We start from the raw sequence: 16,609 nt of genomic DNA on the forward strand, positions 1-16,609 counted from the left end.
AGGGGGAGGGGAGGCGCAGGCCTTCCGCTGCGGCGCGCAGGTCGCGGGGGCAGGCCATGCTGACCCGGCTGTCCCTGCGCCTGCGCGTCTTCCTGATCTTCGCGGGTCTTGCCGCCGCGATCCTTGCCGCCACCGGGATCGGCCTCTGGCTCGGCTACAGCCGGCTCGGCCAGCCCGGCGTGGGACAGGGGTTCGTCCAGGCCGGGGTGCTTGCCGGGTTCGCCGCGCTGGGGCTGGTGGCGGCGGTCTGGTATCTCTTCGACCTGAACGTCGCCAAACCCATCGAGACGCTCGCCGGCGCGCTGCGGGCCCGCGCCCATTCCGATGTCACCGCCGAGATGGACGCGGCCATCGCCCGCTACCTCGGCGACCTCGCCCCGGCCGCCCAGGCCGCCGCGCAAAGCCTGTCCGAGACGCGGTCGGCCCTGGCCGAGGCCGTGGCGCGCGAGACCCTGCGGCTGGGGTCGGAAAAGGCGCGGCTCGAGGCGCTGTTGTCGGACGTGCCGGTGGGGGTGATCCTCTGTTCGGCCGATCATGCGCTGGTCTTCTACAACGGGCCTGCCGCCGACATCCTGGGCACCAGCCGGGGGCTTGAGGCGGGGCTTGACCGCAAGCTCTTCGACTATCTGCACGCCGCACCGCTGAAGCTTGCCCATGAACGGCTGGCCGCGACGGGCGATCCGGACGCGGTGTCGGACCTGCTGTGCACCACCACGACCGGCGCCCGCGTGCTGGCCGCGCGGATGCGGCTGCTGGGCGATGGCGGCGCGCAGGGCTATGTCCTGACGCTGCGCGACATCACCGGGGAAATGGCCGCCGAGGCGCGGCGCGAGGCGATGCTGGAGAGCGCGCTCGACAGCCTGCGTCGGCCGGCGGCGGCGCTGGCCACGCTGGTCGGCGTCATGCCCGAGGACGCGCTGCCCGCGCCGATGCAAGGCGCGCTCAAAGACGAGGTCGCGCGGCTGTCCCAGGCCGTCACCCGCTTTGGCGCCGCGCGGGACGAGGCCCTGTCCGAAGCGGGTGCCCTGCCGCAGACCCGCGCCTTCGACCTGGCGCAGGGCCTTGCGGCGCGGCTTCAGGCGCAGGGGATCGCCGTCACGACCGAAACCGCCGACCTGATCCTGCGCTGCAACGGCTATGAGGTGCTGACGCTGCTGGACCATCTCGCGCGGCAGTTGACCGACCGCGCGGCGCTGCATCTGGCCATCGAGGAAGAGGACACCGGCGCCGCGATCCGCCTGTCCTGGACCGGCCCGCGCGTCGGCGTGGGCGAGCTGGACCGCTGGCTGGCCCTGCCCTTGTCCGAGGAGTTCGACCGCCCCGCGCGCAGTGTCCTCGCCGCCCATGCGACCGAGATATGGCCTGAAGTCCGGCCGGACGGCCGCGCCGCCCTTTGCCTGCCGATCCGCCAGGCGCGCCGCGCGGTGGCGCGTCCGAAACCGTTGGCGCGCAAGGTGGTCTATGACTTCGACCTGTTGTCCCCCGCGCGCACCGACCGGTTGGCGGATGCGCGGCTGGACAAGCTGACCTATGTCGTCTTCGACAGCGAGACGACGGGCCTGAACCCCCGGCAGGGCGACGAGATCGTGCAACTGGCTGCCGTGCGGATCGTGAACGGCCGCCGGGTCGAGGGCGAGGTCTTCGACACCCTGGTGAACCCCGGCCGTCCGATCCCCGCCGTCTCGACCGAGGTGCACGGCATCACCGACGCGATGGTGGCCGATGCGCCGGGGGTGGAGGACGTGGTGGCCCGATTCCACAAGTTCGCAGAAGGCGCCGTGCTGATCGCCCACAACGCACCCTTCGACATGGAGTTCCTGCGCCGGGTCGAGGGGAAGCTGGGGCTTCGCTTCGACATGCCGGTGCTGGACACGGTGCTGCTGTCGGCGGTGGTCTATGGCCAGCACGAGGTCCACAGCCTCGACGCGCTGTCGCACCGGCTGGGCATCACCATCCCCGAGGAGGACCGCCACACCGCGCTGGGCGACACGCTGGCGACGGCGGATGCCTTCCTGAAGCTGATGCCGATGCTGGCGGGACGGGGCCTGGACACCTTCGGCGCGGTTCTGGCCGAGGTGCGCAAGCATGGCCGGCTGCTGAAGGACCTGAACGAATAGCGCGGCAGCGGACCCAAGATTTTTCGACGAAAAATCTTGGGGTTGGGTGCGGGTCAGGCGGCGAACGGGTCGATCGGGTAACTGACACCCACCAGATAGAGCCCCTGCGGCGGGCAGACCGGCCCGCAGGCGGCGCGATCCTTGGCTTCCAGTGCCCTGCGCACGTCCGCTGGCGTCCAGGCCCCGGCGCCCACCCGCTCCAGCGTGCCGACGATCGACCGGACCTGGTTGTGCAGGAAGCTGCGCGCGGCGAGGTCGAAGCGGTATTCCACCCCGCCGGGGTAGGGGTGTTCGGTGATGTCGATCCGGTCCAGCGTCTTCACCGGGCTTTTCGCCTGGCAGAGGGTAGAGCGGAAGGTGGTGAAGTCGTGCTGCCCGACCAGTTCGGCGGCGCCCGCCCGCATCGCTTCAAGGTCGAGCGGCTTCAGCACCTGCCAGACTCGGCCCCGGTCATGCGTCACCGGCGCGCGGCGGGCGACGAGGCGGAAGGTATAGCGCCGCCCCGTGGCGGAAAAGCGGGCGTGAAAGTCGTCGGGGACGCGGGCCACGGCGAGGACCGCCACCGGATCTGGCCGGAGATGCGCGTTCAGCGCCGAGGCGAGCTTGAACGGGTCCCAGTCCTTCGCGAGGTCGGCATGGGCCACCTGCGCGGTGGCATGGACGCCGGCATCGGTCCGCCCCGCGGCGGCGATGGTGTGGGGACCGGGTTCCAGCCGGCCCAGGGCGCGCTCGACCGCCTCCTGCACGGAAGGAAGCCCCTGCGCCTGCCGCTGCCAGCCCGCGAAGGGGGTGCCGTCGTATTCGATCTGAAGCGCATGGCGGGGCATGGGTCTTGCTACCCCGGAAGAAGCCTCGCGTGCAATCCTTGCCAAATTCCTAACGTCCACGGTCAAGGCATTGAAAAGGCGGGGTTTGAAAATCTGTCCACCGTGGACAGCGCCCGCACAGGGTGGGCAATTCTGCCCACCCTGCCCACCCGCCTTCCATTCCCGGCGCCGCACCCCTATCTTCACCTCGCGAAGGAAAGGGACGCGGACGTGGCATTCTCCGGGCTGACGGACGGGATCACCCGCGGCATCGAAGGCATGGGCGCGGGCCTCTCCGAGACCCTGTTCGACACCACCCTCCGCCTCGGCGTGACGGGTCTCTCCCGCGCGGGCAAGACCGTCTTCATCACCGCGCTGGTGGCGAACCTTCTGAATCGGGGCCGGATGCCGCAGTTGAAGGCCCAGGCGGAGGGCCGGATCCAGGCGGTCTATCTGCAACCCCAGCCCGACGTGACGCTGCCCCGATTCGACTACGAGGCGCATCTTGCGGCGCTGACAGGTGATGCCCCGCGCTGGCCCGCCTCGACCCGCGCGATCTCCGAGCTTCGCCTGTCGTTCCGGGTCCAGCCGGCCGGGTTCCTGTCGTCCTGGCGGGGGCCGCGCACGCTGCATCTCGACATCGTGGATTACCCGGGCGAGTGGCTGCTGGATCTCTCCCTGCTCGACCAGAGCTACGAGGCCTGGTCGGAGGGCACGCTCGCCCGGATGGAGAAGCGCCCCGAGGCCGCGTCCTGGCTGGCTCTGGCCCGGGCCGAGGACGGGGCGCTCCGGCTGGACGAGGCGCGGGCGCGGCACCTGGCCGAGACCTTCACCGCCTACCTGACCCAGGCCCGCGACCTCGGCCGGGTCGATGTGACGCCGGGGCGGTTCCTGTTGCCGGGCGACCTGGCGGGCTCGCCGGTCCTGACCTTCGCGCCCCTGCCGAAGCCTGCGACGACGGGCAGGAACAGCCTCTGGCGCGAGATGGAGCGGCGGTACGAGGCCTACAAGGGACGTGTCGTCCGCCCCTTCTTCCGCGACCATTTCGCGAAGGTCGACCGGCAGGTGGTGCTGGCCGATGTGCTGGGCGCGATCCATCAGGGGCCGCGGGCGGTCGAGGATCTGCGGCGGGTGATGACCGAGGTGCTGTCGGCATTCCGCCCGGGACGGAACACCTGGCTGACGGGCCTGTTCGGCGGGCGCCGGGTGGAGCGGATCCTCTTTGCCGCGACCAAGGCCGATCACCTGCACCATGAACAGCACCCGGCCTTGACGGCGATCACGGCCTCGCTTCTGGCCGAGGCCAAGCACCGCGCCGACTTCTCGGGCGCGCGGACCGAGGCGATGTCGCTGGCGTCCCTGCGGGCCACGGTCGAGGAGGTGGTGACACGCGACGGGGTGGAGGTGCCGGCGGTGCGGGGTGTGTTGCAGTCCACCGGAAAGCCCGCGCTGATGTATCCCGGCGCGCTGCCCTCGGACCCCGCGCGCCTGCTGTCCCCCGCGCGCGTGGGGGCGGAGGCCTGGCTGGATGCGGATTACCACCTGATGACCTTCGCCCCGGCGCGGCTGAACCTTCGCCCAGGCGAGGGACCGCCGCATATCCGCCTCGACCGGGCGGTGGAGTTCCTGATCGGAGATCAGTTGTGAGCCGTCCGCCGAAGCCCTTCCTGGAGGAAATGGACGAGGCGCTGGACCCCGGCGCGGCGCCCCCGGTGCCCGATGGGCTGCCCGAGGGGCAGGCGATGCAGGCGGTTGCGGCGTTGAGCCAGAAGCGGCCCTCGGCCCTGTGGCGGTTTGCCGTCTGGGCCTTCGGGGCGTTGTTTTCCTTCGCCCTTTCTGTCGCGGCCTATGATTTCGTCACGGGGCTTCTGGCGCGCAATGTGGTGCTGGGCTGGGTGGCCTTTGCTCTTGTCGCGCTGGCCGTGGTGGCAGGTCTGGTGCTGGCCTTGCGCGAATGGGGGGCGTTCCTGCGGCTTGCGCGGCTGGACGGCTTGCGGACGCGGGCGGTCGAGGCGCGGGCTGCGGCGGACCTGAAAGCGGCGCGGCGGGTGGTCTCGGGGCTGGTGTCGCTTTACGCGGCGCGCGGGGATACGGCCTGGGGTCGGGCGCGGCTGGCCGAGCGCGAGGGCGAGGTTATGGATGCCGATGCGCTTTTGTCGCTGGCCGAGCGGGAGCTTCTGACGACGCTGGATGTGGAGGCGCGGCTGGTGATCGAGGGCGCGGCGCGGCAGGTGGCGACGGTGACGGCGCTGGTGCCGCTGGCCTTGGCGGATGTGGCGACGGCGGCGGTGGCGAATCTGCGGATGATCCGGCGGATCGCCGAGATCTACGGCGGGCGGTCGGGGAGTTTCGGGAGCCTGAAGCTGCTCCGCCGGGTGTTCGGATCGCTGGTCGCGGCGGGGGCACTGGCGCTGACCGATGACATGATCGGCTCGGTCGCAGGCGGCGGGGTGCTGTCGAAACTGTCGCGGCGGTTCGGCGAAGGGGTGGTGAACGGCGCGCTGACGGCCCGGGTCGGGGTGGCGGCAATGGAACTTTGTCGGCCGATGCCCTTTGTCGCGCTTGAGCGGCCGGCGGTGTCGTCATTGGTCAGCCGCGCGCTGACGGGGCTGGTCAGCCGCGCAGACCGTTGATACCGGTGGCCGGACTTTTCGAAAAGTCCGGGTCGGAGCCTTCAAAGGCTCCGGTCCGATTTCTTTGAAGAAATCGGCTTAGCGAAACTTGTCCAGAAGCTTCTGCATCGGGCTGCGGGTGTCCTCGGGCGGCTGGGGCGCAGGGGTGGGGGCTTCGGGTTTTGCTTGCGTCGTGGAGGAGCGGGGCGGGGCGGTGCGCAACGCGACGGCGTTCATGAACTTCTGCCCGTCGCCCATGGCCAGGGCCTCGGCACCGTCCGAGATGCCGCGAAGCAGGTCCTCCAGCCAGTCGGCGTCGGCCTTGGCGAAGTCGTGCAGGACATAGGCCGCGACCGCGTCCTTGTGGCCAGGGTGGCCGATGCCCAGCCGCACCCGGGCGTAGTCGTCGCCGAGATGCGCATGGATCGAGCGCAGGCCGTTGTGCCCGGCATGGCCGCCGCCCTGTTTCAGCCGCAGCTTGCCGGGGGCGAGGTCGAGCTCGTCATGGAAGACGGTGAGGTCGGCCAAGGGCAGTTTCCAGAAGGCGACGGCGGCCTGGACCGACTGGCCCGAGAGGTTCATGAAGGTCTCGGGCTTCAGGAGCGCGACCTTCTCGGTCCCGAGGCGACCTTCGGAGACAAGGCCCTGGAACGCCTTGCGCCACGGGGAAAAGCCGTGGTCGGCGGCGATGCGGTCCACGGCCATGAAGCCGATGTTGTGCCGGTTGCCGGCATATTTCGCGCCGGGATTGCCGAGACCGACCCAGAGTTTCACGAATGATCTCCTGTTTCCCGCATCGGCTGGGGTATAGCGGGGGCAGAGGCATGAGACAACGGGATGAGATGCGCGCCTTCACCCTTCGCGGCCTGACACTGTATCTGCCGGAGGCGGCGCTGAAGGGGAACCTGGAGCGTGCGCTGTCCAATGGCCGCTACGAGAACCACGAGGCGGATGCGCTGATGCTGCATCTGCGCCCGGGGGACCGGCTTCTGGACCTGGGCGCGGGGCTGGGGTTCATCTGCGCGCTTGCGGCGGGCGTGCTGGGCGAGGACGCGGTGGTGGGCGTCGAGGCGGGGCCGGAGACGGTGCGGCTTGCCCGGCGGAACCTGGCCGCGAACGGGTTTCCGGGGGTGAAGGTCCTGAAGGGCGCGGTGGTCGGCACGGGCGAGGGCGAAGTGGAGTTCGGGCTGCGTCCCGCCTTCTGGGCATCGGCCTTGCGGGGACCGGGCGGATGGCCCGAGAACGCCGAGGTGATCCAGGTGCCGGGCCGTCCGGTGGGCAGGCTGCTGGCGAAGTTCGCCCCTACTGTCCTGTGCTGCGACATCGAGGGGGGAGAGTTGGAGGTTCTGACGCAGCCCTTGCCGGGAGTCCGGCTGGTGGTGGTCGAGACGCATCCGCAGGTTTATGGCGAGAAGGGCCTGGCGCGGATCGTGGCGGCGCTGCGGGGGCAGGGGTTTCAGGAGGCCGAAGGGGCGAGGAAGGACACGCTGGTCTTTCGTCGCGCCTAGGCCGGCTCCTCGTGCGCCTTCGGCTTCTCGTCGCGGTGGGGCGCGCGGAGTGACGAAGTCATCGACGAGCCCTGCCCGAAATGCAAACGGGGGGCCCGAGGGCCCCCCGCAGCGTGTCGGGGTCGAGACGGCTCAGGCCGAGGCTTCGGCGTTCTCTTCCGAAACGAGGCCCGACGGCGCGGCGATGTTCGCGATCACGAAGTTCCGCGCGATGGTCGGTTTCACACCGGCAGGAAGCTCCACGTCGTTGATGTGGATGACATCGCCGATCTTCTTGCCGGTCAGGTCGACCGTGATGTGATCGGGAATGTCGCCCGCAGTGACTTCCAGTTCCACTTCCGGACGGACCACGGTCAGCGTGCCGCCGCGCTTGAGGCCCGGCGAGGCTTCGTGGTTGACGAATTCGACATGGATGAACAGCTCGATCCGGCTGTCATCGTGGATGCGCATGAAATCGACATGCGTCGGCAGGTCCTTGACCACGTCGCGCTGCACGCCCCGGCACACGACATGCACGTCGGGCTGGCCTTCGACCTTGAGGTTGAAGAGCGTCTGCAGGAACCGGCCCTGCTTCAGCTTGGTCAGGAGGTAGTTGTATTTCACCTTGATCGGCTGGGGTTCAGCCCCGTCGCCGTAGATGATGCCAGGTACGTAGCCCTCGCGGCGGGCTTGACGGGCGGCCCCCTTGCCTGTCCCCGTCCGTACCTCGGCGTTCAGATCGATGATCTTGCGTGCCATAGGTTCTTCTCCATGTGTAAGCCCGCCATCCTCCAAGGGTGCATGGCGCGACCGGGGGGCTATAGCGACGAATCGGGGCGAAGGAAAGCGGGAAGTTGCCATCCGACGGTGTCGTTTTCAGCCTGCCCGGGCGTCGCGGGCGGAAGCGATGGAACCGGGCGGGCGGGATAGCTGTCGGGTTCGCTGCGCCGAAGGCCCCGTCCGATGATCTCGTTGCCCGTTGTCCTCTATGCCCGCCCCGCGATCGCGGCCTTTGCGGCGATGGGCGTGCTCTGGGGCACCTTCGCGGCGGTGCTGCCGGACCTGAAGGCCATGCTGGGCGTGGACGAGGCGGAACTTGGCCTGCTGATTTTCCTGACCCCGATCGCCGCGATCAGCGCCATGCTGGCGGCGCCTGCCTTCGGCGCGGCGCTGGGCCGGGCCGCGCTGCCGCTGTCGGTGGCGCTGATGGCCTGTGCCTTCGCGCTGCCCGGGCAGGCCTCGGTCGTCTGGATGTTCCCGATCGCGATGGCCTGCGCCGGTGCCGCGACCGGGCTGACCGACGTGCTGATGAACGCCCGCGTCGCGGCGATGGAGACGGCGCGCGGGTTGCACCTGATGAACCTGACCCATGCCGCCTATTCCTTCGGCTATGCCGGGGGCGCGGTCGTGACCGGCCTGCTGCGCGGCGCGGGCTGGGGGCCGGGGGCGGTGATGGGCACCATGGCGGCGGTGGGCCTTGCCTGCGCGGCCCTGACGCTGGAGCGGAACGGCCGCATCGAGGGGTTGCGCAAGCCGAGGGACGGCAGCGCGGTGCCGCTGGGTCTGGTGCCGGTGATCGGCGGCGGCATCGTGCTGATCGCCTTCATGACCGAGAACGCGGCCGAGAACTGGTCGGCGCTGCATATCGAGAAATCGCTGGGCGGCAGCCCCGAGGAGGGGGCGCTGGGACCGGCGCTGCTGGCGCTGACCATGGGTTTCGCGCGGCTGGGCGGGCAGTGGATCGCCGGAAGGGTCGATCCCTTCACCATCCTGCGGGCGGGCGCGGTGATCGCAGCGGCGGGGGCGCTGGTCGTCGCGGCGGCCGGCGGTCCGGCGGTGGCCTACCTCGGCTTCTTCGTCATGGGGATCGGCGCTTCGGTTCTGGCGCCCACGGCCTTTTCGCTGGTCGGCCAGTTCAGCGCGCCCGAAGCCCGCGCCCGCGCCATCGCCCGCGCGACGCAGCTGGGCTATTTCGGCTATTTCGTCGGCCCGCCGCTGCTGGGCCTGATCGCGGGGACCTTCGGGCTGCGCTTTGCCTTCGTCTGGGCGGCTTGCCTTGTCGGAATGGTGTTCCTGCTGGCGCCGCTTCTTGCGCGTCAGAGGGCCTGAACCTCGAGGAACCGCGGGCCGTCCTGCGGTGTATCCAGGATCTCGGCCAGTTCGGACGGATCCTGCGCCACCCGGGCAAAGGGCAGGTCGCAGGCCATGGCGAAATGCTCCATGTCCAGAGGCGAAGGGTCGCAGCCGAGGACCGGCACCTTGGCCTGGCGCATCGCCTCGGCGATCTCGCGGAATCCGGCGTTGTTCCAGACCACGAAGGTGATCGGCAGGTTCTCGTCCAGCGCGGTGCGGACTTCGCCCGGCGAGAACTGCAACCCGCCGTCGCCGATCAGGCAGACGACCGGCACGCCCGGCGCGGCGATGGCGGCGCCGACGGCTGCGCCGGGGGCGTAACCCAGCGCGCCGTAGCCGGTGGCGGCGTTGAACCAGCCGCCGGGACGGTCGTGGTCGTAGAAGAGGTTCGCGGCATAGACCGGCTGGGTGCTGTCGCCGACGATGATCGCCTCGGGCATGGCGTCGCGGATCGCCTCGACCATTTCCAGCTGGGCGGGCATCATCGGGTTCAGCGTGGCAAGCTCGGCCCGCGCCGCCTCGCGCACGGCGGCGGCGCGCTCGGAGCCCTCGCGGTTCGCCCGGATCGTCATCGGCATCAGCGCCGCCATAAGCGCCCCGGCATCGGCCTTGACCGGAAACCTTGCCGGGTGGCGCGCCAGCTGCTCGGCGCAGATGTCGATGCGGATCATGTTCGACAGGTTCGGCACCCGGCCGTTGACATACATGTCATAGTCGGTCGGCCCGAGTTCGGTGCCGATTGCGAGGATCTGGTCGGCCTCTGCGATCAGCTTCCGCACCGAGGTCAGGCTGGGCGAGGCCGGCACCGCGAGCCGGTGGCCGAACATCGCGCCCCTCGCGTTCACCGTCTGCACCACGGGCGCGTCGATCGATTCCGCGAGACGGACCAGGTGCTGCTCGGCCCCGCGGATGCCGCCGCCGGCGAGGATCACCACCCGCTCGGCCTCGTTCAGCGTGGTGGCGAGGCTGCGGAGCCGGCCGAGCGGCAGGGGCACCGCGCTGCCCGAGACCACGGGCGGCGGCAGTTCCGGGCAGGGCTGGCCCATCATGTTGGTCGAGATCTGGATATGCGCGGGGCCGGGACGCCCGGCGGTCATGGCGGCGAAGGCGCGGTCCAGCACCTCGCCCAGCTTCTTCGGATCGGTCACCGTCTCGGTATGGCAGAGGGGCGCGATCATCGCCCCCTGGTCGGGCAGTTCGTGCAGCCGCCCCAGCCCCTTGCCCAGCGTGTCGCTGCGGCCGAGACCCGAGACGACCAGCATCGGCACGGAATCGGCCCTGGCCTGGGCCATGGCGGTAAGGATGTTGGTCAGGCCCGGCCCGGTGATGACGAAGGCCGCCGCCGGCTTTCCCGCGACGCGGGCATAGCCGTCGGCCATGAAGCCCGCGCCCTGTTCATGGCGGGGCGTGACATGGCGGATCTTGTCGCCGGCGGCGGCGAGGCCACGGTAAAGCTCGATGGTGTGGACGCCGGGGATCCCGAACACGGTGTCGATGCCGCGGGCGATCAGGCCCTCGACCAGACGGATGCCGACGGTGGTCATGCTGCGTTCCCCAGGATGCTGGCCGCATGGGCGGCGATGCGGTTGGCGGCCTCGGCGGTGCGGTCGTCGGGCTGGGTCAGCGACAGGCGCAGCCAGCCCTGAAGCCCGGCGCCGAAGCTTTCGCCGGGCATCACCGCGACCTTCTGGCGGTCGAGCAGGCCCTGGGCGAAGGCCTCGCCCGACAGGCCGGTCGCCCGCACGTCGACCAGTGCGAACATGCCCGCCTCGGGCCGGTGGACGCGCAGGCCGGCGACGCCGTCGAGCACCCGCGCCAGCAGGGCCGCGCGGCGCGAGAAGCGGTCCACCATCCCCGCCGCGACGGGCGAAGGTTCGGAAACTGCAAGTTCGGTCAAGTCGGCGATGAAGGGCTGCGAGCCAAAAAGCATGGTTTCTGAAAGCGGCAGCAGGCGGGCGCAGAACTCGGCCGGGCCGATGCACCAGCCGGAGCGGAAGCCCGGCGCGGCATGGGACTTGGAGATCGAAGAGGCGATGACCGTCCGCTCGGCAAGCTCGGGCAGATCCAGCGGCGAGGCGAAGGGGACATTCGGAAAGACCATGTCCTCGTAGACTTCGTCCGAAAGGATCCAGAGGTCGTGCGCCTTTGCCAGCGCCCCCAGCGCGCGCAGGTCGTCCACCCGCAGCACCGCGCCGGTCGGGTTGTGCGGGGTGTTCAGGAACAGCACGCGCGAGCGCGGGGTGATCCGGGCGGCGACATCGGCCACCTGCATGCGGAAGCCATGTTCGGGGCGCAGGGGCACCGGCACGGCGGTCGCGCCGGTCTGGGCGATCAGGCCCTCGTAAGTGGCATACATCGGGTCGCCGATCAGCACCTCGTCGCCGGCCTCGGCCATTGCGCGCAGGACGGCGTAAAGCACGGTCTGCGTGCCGGGCAGGCACATGACCTGGTCGCGGGTGATCTCGCGCCCGCGCCGGGCGGAATAGCGCGCGGCCAGCGCCGCGACCACGCCCGGCTCGCCCCTCCCGTTGGAATAGCCGGTGCGGCCCGCGGCCATCGAGCGGCTGGCGGCCTCGATGAAGCGGGCGGGGGTCGGCACGTCGGGCTCGCCGATCGTCAGCTCGATGATGTCCTCGCCCGAGGCCTTCATCGCCCGGGCGCGGGCGTGCAGCGCCCATTTTGCCCCGGCGAGCCCCGCCAGTCGGTCGGTGACGGATGCGTATTTCATGATGATATCCTGTCGAATTCCGGCAGTCTGGAGGTATGCGCCATCAGGTCAACCCCAAGGATGGCGCCGGCCGACTGCAGGCCGATGCTGATGACCTCGCTCGGGGCGAAGGTGGCGGAGAGAAGCGAGCCCTCGACCCAGAGCCCGTCGATCAGCGCGTTGCAGGCGATGGCCTCGCGCCGGGTCTGGCCCGGCCGCGTCTCGCGCGGGAGCTGTTCGATCAGCTTCTGCAACGTGTCGCGGTAGGCGAGGTAGGCGGCCTCGTGCACCGCCATCAGTTCGGGGTCGCTGCGCACCTTGTGCATGTAGCCGGCCCAGAGGACCACCGCCCCGGCATCCAGCACCGGCGGGCGCAGCGAGGCGGCGATGAAGGCGACCAGCCGTTCCTCCGGCGCGGCGCCGACGCCCTCGATCGCGTCCGAGCCCTTGGCGGTCATCCCGTCCATCAGGCTGCGATAGGCGGCGCGGTTCAGCTCGTCCTTGGACTGGAAATAGTGCCGGATCAGCCCGGGCGTGACCCCGGCGCGTTCGGCAATTGCGCGCACGGTTGCCGCCTCGGGCCCGCCTTCGGCCACCAGTTCCTGCGTCGCCGCGATCAGCGCCGAACGGCGGTTTTCTTCGCTTTCGCGGCGGTAGAGGCGGCGGGAGGGTTGCATCGGGTCACCAGTTATACGCCCGTATAATCACCCGGCCGCCGGGCGAAGTCAACCGGACGGCGGCGGAGGCATGCGTCCGGCTTCGCCGTGCACGTCCTTGTGGATGATGACATCGGCCTGCGGATAGGCGGCAAGGATGGCGCGGCGCAGGCCGGCGCCGATGTCATGCGCCTCGCGCAGGGACTGGTCGCCGTCCAGTTCGATATGCAGGTTGACGAAGACGCGGCTGCCGGCGCGCCGGGTCTTGAGGTCGTGGAACCCGCGCACGCCGGGCCAGTCGCGGGCGATGGCGGCGATGCCGTCCAGGATCGCGGGATCGGCGGCGCGGTCCATCAGCGCATCCCAGGCGTCCTTGCCGATCCGCAGCGCGCCGACCGCCATCACGCCGGCGGCGAGAAGCGCGACCACCGCATCGACCGAACCGATGCCGTAGCGGCTGGAGACCCAGAGCGCGAGGATCGCGCCCAGGCTGGGCAGGAGGTCGCCGAGGTAATGCAGCCGGTCGGCCGCCACCACCTTGCTGCCGGTCCGCCGCGCCACCCGGCCCTGCCACCAGACAAGGGCGAGGGTCAGGACGATGGAGATGACCATGACCACCAGGCCCTGCCGTTCCGAGGCCAGTTGCGGCGGCATGTCCGATGCCAGCCGCAGCGCGGCGGCCCAGCCGATCAGCCCGGCCGAGACCATGATGAAGGCCGATTGCGCCAGCGCGGCAAGGTCCTCGGCCGAGGTATGGCCGAAGGCATGGTCCTCGTCGGCGGGCAAGGCCGCATAGACAATGGCCGCCGCCGCGCCCAGCGACATGATCAGGTCCATCGCGCTGTCGGCCAGCGAGGCGGCGATGGACAGGGCGCCGGTCTCGACCAGCGCCCAGAGCTTCAGCCCGACAAGGATGACCGCGACCAGGACCGAGGCGATCCCGGCCGAGATCGCAAGTCCCGTGGTTCCCGGTTGCGGATCAGTCGATGATTTCATCGGGCTTCACACCCCAGACGGCCGTTTTCCGGATCCAGCCGCGCGTCCCGTCGAAGGCGACGCGGCACCAGTCGATGTTGCATTCCAGGATCCGCCCGACGACGCCCAGCTCGGCCTGGGCGATGACGGCGGCACCGTCGTCGGGGGCCGTGCGAAGCTCGGCCATGTCCAGCGTCACCAGCACCGTGCGCACTCCGGACAAAAGCGAGTAATGCACCCAGCCGCCCGCGCCCTCGGCATCCTCGACCCGGCGCCAGTTCTCGTATTCGGCGGTGATCTTCAGCGGCATGCCGGCGCGGGTAAAGACCCAGTCGATCCGATGCGTCAGGCCGGGACCGCGGCGGGCATTGCCCTCGGAGCCCTTGAGCGAGACGAAGCGGGGCAGGGGCAGGTTGGTGACGCAGCCGACATCGGGCCGGCATTGCTTTTCAGGGGGCTTCTCGGAGGGCAGTGCCGAGGGCATCCCGGTGCCGGCCGGCGCCTCGCCCTCTTGCGCCGAGAGCGCGCTGCCGCCGAGCGCGCCCAGAAGTGCCACGACGCCTGCGATCCGAATCATCTGCCGCCTCATCGGGTGCCGCATCCCGTGCGTCACCGCCATCGTTACCGCTTTACCTGGGTCTTGTGCATCGCCCCGCTTGGCGGCACCTTGCCCCAAGGACGCCGGATTTGGAAGTGTCGGGGAGAACGCCATGCCTGCCAGCCGCCTGACTGTGGTCGTGACGCGACGTCTGCCCGAGGTGGTCGAGACGCGGATGAAGGAGCTGTTCGACGTCGAGTTGCGCGATCCCGACCTGCCGATGACGCGCGAGGAGCTGGCCGCGGCAATGAGGCGGGCGGACGTGCTGGTACCGACGATCACCGACAAGATCGACGCCGGGCTTCTGGCGCAGGCCGGCGAGAAGCTGAAGCTGATCGCCAACTATGGCGCGGGGTTCGACCATATCGACGTCTCGACCGCGCGGCAGCGCGGGATCCTGGTGTCGAACACGCCGGGCGTCTCCACCGAGGACACGGCGGACATGGTGATGGCGCTGATGCTGGCGGTGATCCGCCGCATTCCCGAGGGGTTGCACCTGATGCAGTCGGGCGGCTGGACCGGCTGGTCGCCGATGGCCAACCTCGGCGGCCGGCTGGGCGGGCGGCGGCTGGGGATCCTGGGGATGGGACGAATCGGCCAGGCGGTGGCACGGCGGGCCAGGGCCTTCGGGCTTCAGGTGCATTACCACAACCGCAAGCGGTTGCGCCCCGAAATCGAGGCCGAACACGAGGCGACCTACTGGGAAAGCCTGGATCAGATGCTGGCGCGGGTGGACATCGTGTCGGTCAACTGCCCGCATACCCCCTCGACCTTCCATCTGCTGAACGCGCGGCGGCTGAAGCTGATGAAGCCCTCGGCCGTGGTCGTGAATACCTCGCGCGGCGAAGTGATCGACCAGAACGCCCTGACGCGGGCGCTTCGGGCCGGGGAGCTGGCCGGGGCGGGGCTGGATGTCTACGAGCAGGGCAACGACATCAACCCGAGGCTCATCGAGTTGCCGAACGTGGTCCTGCTGCCGCACATGGGATCGGCGACGATCGAGGGCCGGATCGAGATGGGCGAGAAGGTCATCATCAACATCAAGACCTTCGCCGATGGGCATCGGCCACCGGATCAGGTGGTTCCGGGCATGGTCTGACAGGCCGCCCACCTGCTTGTCGCTCATCTTGACGGAAAGTCGGGGCAGTGCGCAACCTATAGATGAAAATCGGCGAAATCCTGTGGAGAAACCGTTTCCGGCAAGGTGAATTGATTGCCTGCCCCGGCTTGACGCATTACCGCAGAAGGGAGGGCGCCGGCGGGAAAGCCGCGTCCCGTAGCCAATGGGGGAAATACATGAAGAGTTTGCTTGCGTCGCTGGCTGTGGCGGCCATGGTCCTGTCCACGTCCGTTGCCCAGGCCGGAGGTCCCGTCATCATCGAGGAGGGCAACGACGAGATGGTTGCCGAAAAGCCGGCAAGCAGCGTTGGCCTCCTGCCGGTGATCGGCCTTCTCGTGCTGGCCTGCCTCGTAGCCTGCGGCAACAACGGCAGCGACCCGGTCCCGGTCACGCCGACCCCCGATCCGGGCAAGTGATCCAAGTCGGAGATGCGCCCCCCGTGAGGGGCGCATGGTCCGGTTTTCGCCTGACTTCTGTTGCAAGAAAGCCAACTTCGGCGACTCATTCTTGACAGAAATCACGAATCCGTTGTGCAGATCCGGGCAGGCGCCTAGCGTTCAATCGTTCCCCGGACGTATCCGGACAAGAGAAAGGAAATGCCATGAAGAAGTTTGCTGCGTCGCTGCTGACGGCTGCAATGATCTCGTCGGCCGCCTATGCAGGTGGCCCGGTTGTCGTCGAGGAAGAGCCCGCGGTCGAAGTCGAAGCCGCGAAGCCCCGCTCGGGCTGGATCGTTCCGGTCATCGTTGGCCTGGTGCTGGTCTGCGCGATTGCTTGCGGCAACGACGATGACCCGGCGCCGACCGTGCCGACCCCGGCCCCGCCGGCCCCGCCGGCCCCGCCGGTCCCCTGATAATCGGCTTCGGACTGTGATTACGGCGCGGCGGTCGGGTTCGGCCGCCGCGCTTTTCTGGTTATGGCAGGGTGCGCAGCTCATGCCGATCCGGGGAAATCGGCGTCGCGGTCAGCCCTTGTCTGTTACGATCGCGCCTGATCTCCGGACGCTGCCCGGATCGCGTGGTCCATTGCGGCACCCGGCGATCTCTTGCGATCCCATGGTGACTGCCCCATCCGGACCGCAACAGGTCGGATGCAGGCACGCGGGTCGTTCGTTCCTCACGCCCCCCCGAACGCTTGTCTTTTGCGGGACGCAGAGTATCCAGGTTGCATGCAACCCGCCGCATCTGTGGCGCTCATGGAAGGAAGTCCGGGAATGAAGACTATTGCATCAGGCGTTCTGGCCGTCTCGATTGCTCTGGCGTCGGCTGCGGCTCAGGCCGGTGGTCCGGTCGTCGTCGAGGAAGAGGGTCAGCCCGAGGTTGTCGCGGAAACGCCGCGTTCCGGGTGGATCGTCCCGGTCGTGGTCGGCATCGTGCTGCTCTGCGCGCTGGCCTGCGG

The 16,609-nt window shown here is 69.6% G+C and carries 17 protein-coding genes; 9 read left to right on the top strand and 8 right to left on the bottom strand.

What is annotated here, in order from left to right; genetic code table 11:
• Positions 1 to 56 precede the first annotated feature (56 nt).
• Positions 57 to 2,117 carry an exonuclease domain-containing protein gene (locus tag ACK4IU_RS09245; protein ID WP_409734105.1) on the top strand — a complete coding sequence of 687 codons (2,061 nt, stop codon included), beginning with the start codon at positions 57 to 59 and terminating at the stop codon, positions 2,115 to 2,117.
• A gap of 53 nt (positions 2,118 to 2,170) precedes the next feature.
• On the opposite strand, the gene truA is transcribed toward ACK4IU_RS09245, so the two are convergent.
• On the bottom strand, positions 2,171 to 2,944 hold the full coding sequence (gene truA / locus ACK4IU_RS09250; RefSeq protein ID WP_409734107.1) for a tRNA pseudouridine(38-40) synthase TruA: 774 nt from the start codon (positions 2,942 to 2,944) through the stop codon (positions 2,171 to 2,173).
• 210 nt (positions 2,945 to 3,154) lie between these two features.
• Here truA and ACK4IU_RS09255 point away from each other — a divergent pair, with 210 nt between their 5' ends.
• Both ACK4IU_RS09255 and ACK4IU_RS09260 read left to right on the top strand, forming a co-directional pair.
• Complete coding sequence (locus ACK4IU_RS09255; protein ID WP_409734110.1) at positions 3,155 to 4,570, top strand: YcjX family protein; 1,416 nt, start codon at positions 3,155 to 3,157, stop codon at positions 4,568 to 4,570.
• Positions 4,571 to 4,599: 29 nt separating this feature from the next.
• On the top strand, positions 4,600 to 5,556 hold the full coding sequence (locus ACK4IU_RS09260; protein WP_409734277.1) for a YcjF family protein: 957 nt from the start codon (positions 4,600 to 4,602) through the stop codon (positions 5,554 to 5,556).
• A gap of 78 nt (positions 5,557 to 5,634) precedes the next feature.
• Here the strand turns inward: ACK4IU_RS09260 and pth are convergent, their stop codons facing one another.
• Positions 5,635 to 6,309, bottom strand: coding sequence for an aminoacyl-tRNA hydrolase (gene pth, locus ACK4IU_RS09265; protein WP_409734113.1), 675 nt, complete (start codon positions 6,307 to 6,309; stop codon positions 5,635 to 5,637).
• A 50-nt stretch (positions 6,310 to 6,359) separates the two neighbouring features.
• Here pth and ACK4IU_RS09270 point away from each other — a divergent pair, with 50 nt between their 5' ends.
• The gene (locus ACK4IU_RS09270; RefSeq protein WP_409734117.1) at positions 6,360 to 7,043 is read left to right on the top strand and encodes an FkbM family methyltransferase; all 684 of its coding nucleotides are present in this window, start codon (positions 6,360 to 6,362) and stop codon (positions 7,041 to 7,043) included.
• A gap of 132 nt (positions 7,044 to 7,175) precedes the next feature.
• On the opposite strand, the gene ACK4IU_RS09275 is transcribed toward ACK4IU_RS09270, so the two are convergent.
• On the bottom strand, positions 7,176 to 7,781 hold the full coding sequence (locus ACK4IU_RS09275; RefSeq protein ID WP_409734120.1) for a 50S ribosomal protein L25/general stress protein Ctc: 606 nt from the start codon (positions 7,779 to 7,781) through the stop codon (positions 7,176 to 7,178).
• A gap of 204 nt (positions 7,782 to 7,985) precedes the next feature.
• Between ACK4IU_RS09275 and ACK4IU_RS09280 the strand changes: the two genes are divergently transcribed.
• The gene (locus tag ACK4IU_RS09280) at positions 7,986 to 9,131 is read left to right on the top strand and encodes an MFS transporter (protein ID WP_409734123.1); all 1,146 of its coding nucleotides are present in this window, start codon (positions 7,986 to 7,988) and stop codon (positions 9,129 to 9,131) included.
• Here the strand turns inward: ACK4IU_RS09280 and ACK4IU_RS09285 are convergent.
• Genes ACK4IU_RS09285 through ACK4IU_RS09305 form a run of 5 tightly spaced genes read right to left on the bottom strand, consistent with a single transcriptional unit; the run spans position 9,119 to position 14,070 of the window.
• Positions 9,119 to 10,699, bottom strand: a complete 1,581-nt coding sequence (locus ACK4IU_RS09285; protein WP_409734126.1) for a 5-guanidino-2-oxopentanoate decarboxylase — start codon at positions 10,697 to 10,699, stop codon at positions 9,119 to 9,121. The genes ACK4IU_RS09280 and ACK4IU_RS09285 overlap by 13 nt on opposite strands.
• Complete coding sequence (locus tag ACK4IU_RS09290) at positions 10,696 to 11,883, bottom strand: pyridoxal phosphate-dependent aminotransferase (protein WP_409734129.1); 1,188 nt, start codon at positions 11,881 to 11,883, stop codon at positions 10,696 to 10,698. The genes ACK4IU_RS09285 and ACK4IU_RS09290 overlap by 4 nt, the downstream gene beginning before the upstream one ends.
• Positions 11,880 to 12,539, bottom strand: coding sequence for a TetR/AcrR family transcriptional regulator (locus tag ACK4IU_RS09295; protein WP_409734132.1), 660 nt, complete (start codon positions 12,537 to 12,539; stop codon positions 11,880 to 11,882). The genes ACK4IU_RS09290 and ACK4IU_RS09295 overlap by 4 nt, the downstream gene beginning before the upstream one ends.
• Before the next feature lie 48 nt (positions 12,540 to 12,587).
• Positions 12,588 to 13,514, bottom strand: a complete 927-nt coding sequence (locus ACK4IU_RS09300; protein ID WP_409734135.1) for a cation diffusion facilitator family transporter — start codon at positions 13,512 to 13,514, stop codon at positions 12,588 to 12,590.
• Positions 13,498 to 14,070: an SH3 domain-containing protein gene (locus ACK4IU_RS09305; protein WP_409734138.1), complete on the bottom strand. Its 573-nt coding sequence runs from the start codon at positions 14,068 to 14,070 to the stop codon at positions 13,498 to 13,500. The genes ACK4IU_RS09300 and ACK4IU_RS09305 overlap by 17 nt, the downstream gene beginning before the upstream one ends.
• Positions 14,071 to 14,203: 133 nt before the next feature.
• On the opposite strand from ACK4IU_RS09305, the gene ACK4IU_RS09310 reads away from it, so the two are divergent.
• The 4 genes from ACK4IU_RS09310 to ACK4IU_RS09325 all read left to right on the top strand — a co-directional run.
• The gene (locus ACK4IU_RS09310; protein WP_409734141.1) at positions 14,204 to 15,190 is read left to right on the top strand and encodes a 2-hydroxyacid dehydrogenase; all 987 of its coding nucleotides are present in this window, start codon (positions 14,204 to 14,206) and stop codon (positions 15,188 to 15,190) included.
• A 197-nt stretch (positions 15,191 to 15,387) separates the two neighbouring features.
• Positions 15,388 to 15,627, top strand: a complete 240-nt coding sequence (locus ACK4IU_RS09315) for a hypothetical protein (protein ID WP_409734144.1) — start codon at positions 15,388 to 15,390, stop codon at positions 15,625 to 15,627.
• A gap of 185 nt (positions 15,628 to 15,812) precedes the next feature.
• Positions 15,813 to 16,064, top strand: coding sequence for a hypothetical protein (locus tag ACK4IU_RS09320; protein WP_409734147.1), 252 nt, complete (start codon positions 15,813 to 15,815; stop codon positions 16,062 to 16,064).
• Between the two features lie 360 nt (positions 16,065 to 16,424).
• Positions 16,425 to 16,609, top strand: a 185-nt coding sequence (locus ACK4IU_RS09325) for a hypothetical protein (RefSeq protein ID WP_409734149.1), incomplete at its 3' end; no start/stop codon positions are given.

This window comes from Tabrizicola flagellatus (assembly GCF_046295235.1).
Taxonomy (GTDB): Bacteria; Pseudomonadota; Alphaproteobacteria; order Rhodobacterales; family Rhodobacteraceae; genus Tabrizicola; species Tabrizicola flagellata_A.